At 62.9% G+C, this 3669-nt stretch carries 7 protein-coding genes; 4 read left to right on the plus strand and 3 right to left on the minus strand.

The genetic code is table 11. The features are described from left to right. The first annotated feature begins 212 nt into the window (after window positions 1-212). Together J0F76_RS20130 and J0F76_RS20135 are read left to right on the plus strand one after the other, a co-directional pair. Window positions 213-407: a hypothetical protein gene (locus J0F76_RS20130; RefSeq protein ID WP_207472203.1), complete on the plus strand. Its 195-nt coding sequence runs from the start codon at window positions 213-215 to the stop codon at window positions 405-407. Then, window positions 404-658 (plus strand): hypothetical protein, encoded by a 255-nt coding sequence (locus tag J0F76_RS20135; protein ID WP_207472204.1) that lies wholly within the window; start codon window positions 404-406, stop codon window positions 656-658. The genes J0F76_RS20130 and J0F76_RS20135 overlap by 4 nt, the downstream gene beginning before the upstream one ends. A 43-nt stretch (window positions 659-701) precedes the next feature. Here J0F76_RS20135 and J0F76_RS20140 read toward each other — a convergent pair whose 3' ends face one another. After that, complete coding sequence (locus tag J0F76_RS20140) at window positions 702-1757, minus strand: patatin-like phospholipase family protein (protein ID WP_207472206.1); 1056 nt, start codon at window positions 1755-1757, stop codon at window positions 702-704. After that, window positions 1754-2017, minus strand: a complete 264-nt coding sequence (locus J0F76_RS20145) for a hypothetical protein (protein WP_207472207.1) — start codon at window positions 2015-2017, stop codon at window positions 1754-1756. Before J0F76_RS20145 ends, J0F76_RS20140 begins: the two co-directional genes overlap by 4 nt. Here J0F76_RS20145 and J0F76_RS20150 point away from each other — a divergent pair. Continuing rightward, a protein-coding gene (locus J0F76_RS20150) for an IS5 family transposase (RefSeq protein ID WP_207472208.1) occupies window positions 2007-2773 on the plus strand; the annotation gives its coding sequence in 2 pieces (ribosomal slippage) (window positions 2007-2337 and window positions 2337-2773; 768 coding nt in all). The genes J0F76_RS20145 and J0F76_RS20150 overlap by 11 nt on opposite strands. Here J0F76_RS20150 and J0F76_RS20155 read toward each other — a convergent pair. Next, entirely contained in the window at window positions 2739-2885 is a 147-nt protein-coding gene (locus J0F76_RS20155; protein WP_207472209.1) for a hypothetical protein, read from the minus strand. The genes J0F76_RS20150 and J0F76_RS20155 overlap by 35 nt on opposite strands. Before the next feature lie 465 nt (window positions 2886-3350). Here J0F76_RS20155 and J0F76_RS20160 point away from each other — a divergent pair. Then, the coding region (locus J0F76_RS20160) for a recombinase family protein (protein WP_207472210.1) at window positions 3351-3669 on the plus strand (319 nt) is incomplete at its 3' end.

Raw genomic sequence — 3669 nt, forward strand, 5'->3', positions numbered from 1 at the left:
AAAGGGAAAGGGTGGACGACTTTTACGCCGCCCGCAGCAGCTCCATGCCGCCGCTTCCGTGGCCTAATTTCTCACCGCCGTTCTCAATCCGACGTTCTCGGGAACCTTTCGTCTACCAGGCGGTAACTACCGCCGGACGATGAACACACTGGCAAGTTGATTGGGGAGGATTGCCATTGAACTACCCATCAGGCGGGCAGCCTGCTGTCCTCATGGGTGCCCAGACCGATGCCGAAGCTGCCCTGCGCCAAGCGCTTCTTGATGCCCTGGTCAACTATCCTTGCAACAGGCACGAGAGCGTCGAGGATCTGACCGATACCGCATGGGAATATCTGAAGGCCGCCGACCGCGCCTACCCGGCGGTGGCTGCAGTGTTGCGGGAAGCGGCCGAAAAGCTGGTGGGATGACGAACTCCCAACCGCCGCTCGACAACAGCACCCAGCAGGAGATCACGAGAAAAATCCTGCTGGACGTGATAACACTGTTGCTGGAGAGGCCAGGTGCTTTGAATGGCCATGCGGCGGCGACGTTGCTGCTGGCAGGCGTCAGGCTGTTGCCCACAGACAATGAGCAGCCGATAGCCACCCTTCCTTCGATGTCATGGGGGGCTGATGAAGAGCTGCGAACCCGCTTTCGAGAGGCGCGCCAACGGTGTTAGAAGCCGCGTCCAGCAGCCCTGTTACTCAGCCAGCAGCTCCCCTTCATTGAACAAGCCTCACCTTGCGGCCAAGTGGCGTCCAGGCGTCCAGTTCGGGCATCGACAGGTTGGCGGCCATGATCGCGGCTGCCACTGCCTTGCCGTCGGCCTTGTCCAGGGCAACATCCGATCTGAGCGGAAAGTTCGGATCGGCATCGATGCGGAGATACCGGTCGCCCAGCAGACCCTTCATCATGCGTGAGGTGACCTGGGCCTGTGCGCCGATCATCGTGCGGAAGATCCGGTTGCCCCTGAGCCAGTCCAGGACGCCCATGTCGGGATCGACAGGTTCCCCCAAGGGCGGGCAGGCATTCATGGACCCCAGGGAGAGCATGGAAACCTTTGCGGCATCCGCCCCCGACCTGAGCGCCAGCTCCAGCGCCAGAAGGTCGGGTGCATTCGCGAATATCCCGCCATCGGCATGGAGGACGCCGCCCACCGGCACGGCCGGAAACATGGTGGGTGCAGCGGTGCTGGCCATGACCGCCTCGCGGATCAGCACATCGCCATGGCTCCGTGGCTCGAAGAGAACCGCCGCGCCGTCATTGAGCCGCGTGGCGGTCACCGCAAGCGTGCGCTCGAGATCCCTGAAGCGCGCCTCGCCCGCCAGTTCGCCGATCAGAGCAGCCAGCGGCGCGGTCTCGTAGCGGGCGGCACTGAAGAGCCGGAGCAGGTTGCGCGGATTGACGATCCGGCGGCGCCGGAAGGCCTCGGCGCCGCGCTGGATGAAGCCATCGCGCAACTCGGACATCGGCACACCCGTGGCGGCCGCGGTGGCGACGATGGCGCCGGCAGAGCTGCCGCAGAAGATGTCAAACGCGTGCTTGAGCGGCCCTTGCCGGGCTTCGAGTTCCTCAAGGATGAGGACCCCGTAGAGTGCCTGGAAACCGCCACCGCTGATCGACAGGACCTTCATCGCGTCACCCTCCTTCATCTTCCAGATCTGTATGAAGACGACAAAATGGGAGGGCTTCCGGATCCATTTCGGCAAAGATTTTCGCCAAGTTTCAGTCAACTGCTCGCGTGGAGCATGCTTCACCCTGACTGGGTTGACGGTCACGGTTGTGCCAGCCCGGATACCTGTTCCACCATGCTTTCCGTGCCGCGCAGATGCAGCGCCGGAAAGGCGCGCGAGGTCTCGAACCCGCCAACCTGCAGGCCCATAATGCCGGGCACGATGCGCTTGCGGCGCACGTTCGCCTTCTGCCCGGATCCAAGGTCCTGCTTGGCTTTCGGGCAGCACTTGTGGCTTTTAGAGGGCGTTTCAAAACCACTTGCTGGCGGATTCGTCCTGTTCGAGTAGCGGTTTATGTCTGCCATGCTTGTCTCTGACGGCCTTTGGGCCGTGATCGAACCTTTGTTGCCATCCACGTCTCGGTCCGCGAAAGGTGGGCGGCCTCGGGTCTGCGACCGGGCCGCTCTGGCCGGGATCATGTTTGTCCTGCAGAGCGGCATCCCCTGGCGGATGTTGCCCGCGGAGCTGGGCTGCGGCTCGGGCGTGACCTGTTGGCGAAGGCTCAGGGACTGGCAGTTGGCCGGTGTCTTGGATCAGTTGCATCAAGTCTTGCTGCGCCAGCTGCATCGCGCCGGTCATCTCGACTGGACCCGGGCCTGCATGGACAGCGCGTCCATCGCGGCGAAAAGGGGGGCGAAGGCACCGGCCCCAATCCCACCGATCGCGGGCGCTCTGGCACGAAGCGCCACATCGTCACCGACAGGCGAGGCATTCCCCTGACGGTGCGCCTCAGCGGCGCAAACGTCCATGACAGCAGGATGCTCGATCCGCTGCTCGACGCCATTCCTCCCATTCATGGCAAGCGTGGCAGGCCGCGCCATCGGCCCGGCAAGCTGCATGCCGACAAGGGGTATGACTATCCCCGCTGTTGCAAGGCTTGCACCAAACGCGGCATCAAGCATCGCATTGCCAGGAAGGGCATTGAGAGCAGCAGTCATCTCGGAAAGCATCGCTGGGTCGTCGAGCGCACATTCGCCTGGCTCTCCAAATTCCGGCGCCTCGCCTTCACCATCTTGGCCTGCGCCATCATCTGCTTTCGAGCGCTGACAACGTGGTTTTGAAATGACCTCTTAGTTCGTTCCAGATCGCTTGGGCGAGGCCGTCGAGCATCGCCACGTAGTCGTTGTAGTCCGCCTCATGGAAGTTCTTGGGATCGGGCCTGGTCTCGGTCATGGAGATCCTCGCTGGCTGCTGACCTGAGGGTTGTCCCCAGCCTCGGTGATGTCAATGCAGCACGAACTCGCGGGCAAGCCTGCCCGCCCGTAATAGAACCACCTGTCTAATCCGAGTTGCCCGGAAATCTGCCCGACTTACCACACCCCCTGCCCTCCTCAAGATCAATCCCTAACGCGCGTCCTTCTTCCTATCCGCCATAACAACGAAATGTGCGGATTACTCAAACGGCTTCTTAGGCCGCACTGCTAGACGGAAAAGAGCTCCTTACATGGCGCAGGCGACCTGCGGGAGGATCCAGAGGACGGAAGGCTTGCAGACAGCAGCATTGTGAGGAAACGCTGCAACCTTCGCCTGCCTCGGCCTGGATAGGACCTGCTATGTAAGGTTCCTCAAACGACCGTTTCCTTGCGCGTATGGATTGTGTATGACGGGCCTACCGGCAGCTCAAACCTGGAATCATCCGTGCCCCTCATCGGCTATGCCCGCGTCTCGACCGGAGAGCAGACGCTTGACCCTCAGCGGATGGAACTGCGCGCGGCAGGGTGCGCCGTCATCCACGAGGAGCACGCCTCGGGTGCGGACCGCACCCGCCCTGCCCTGGCCCGGCTTCTGGCGACGATCCGGCCCGGCGAGACGCTGGTGGTGGTCCGCCTGGACCGGCTGGCCCGCTCGCTGAGCCATCTCTTGCAGGTGATCGAGACGCTGGAGGCCAAGGGCGCGCATTTCCGGTCCCTGGGCGATCCCATCGACACCACCACGGCGCAGGGCAAGTTCAGCCTGC

The sequence above is a fragment of the Paracoccus fontiphilus genome, assembly GCF_017356265.1.
In the GTDB taxonomy this organism is placed as follows: domain Bacteria; phylum Pseudomonadota; class Alphaproteobacteria; order Rhodobacterales; family Rhodobacteraceae; genus Paracoccus; species Paracoccus fontiphilus.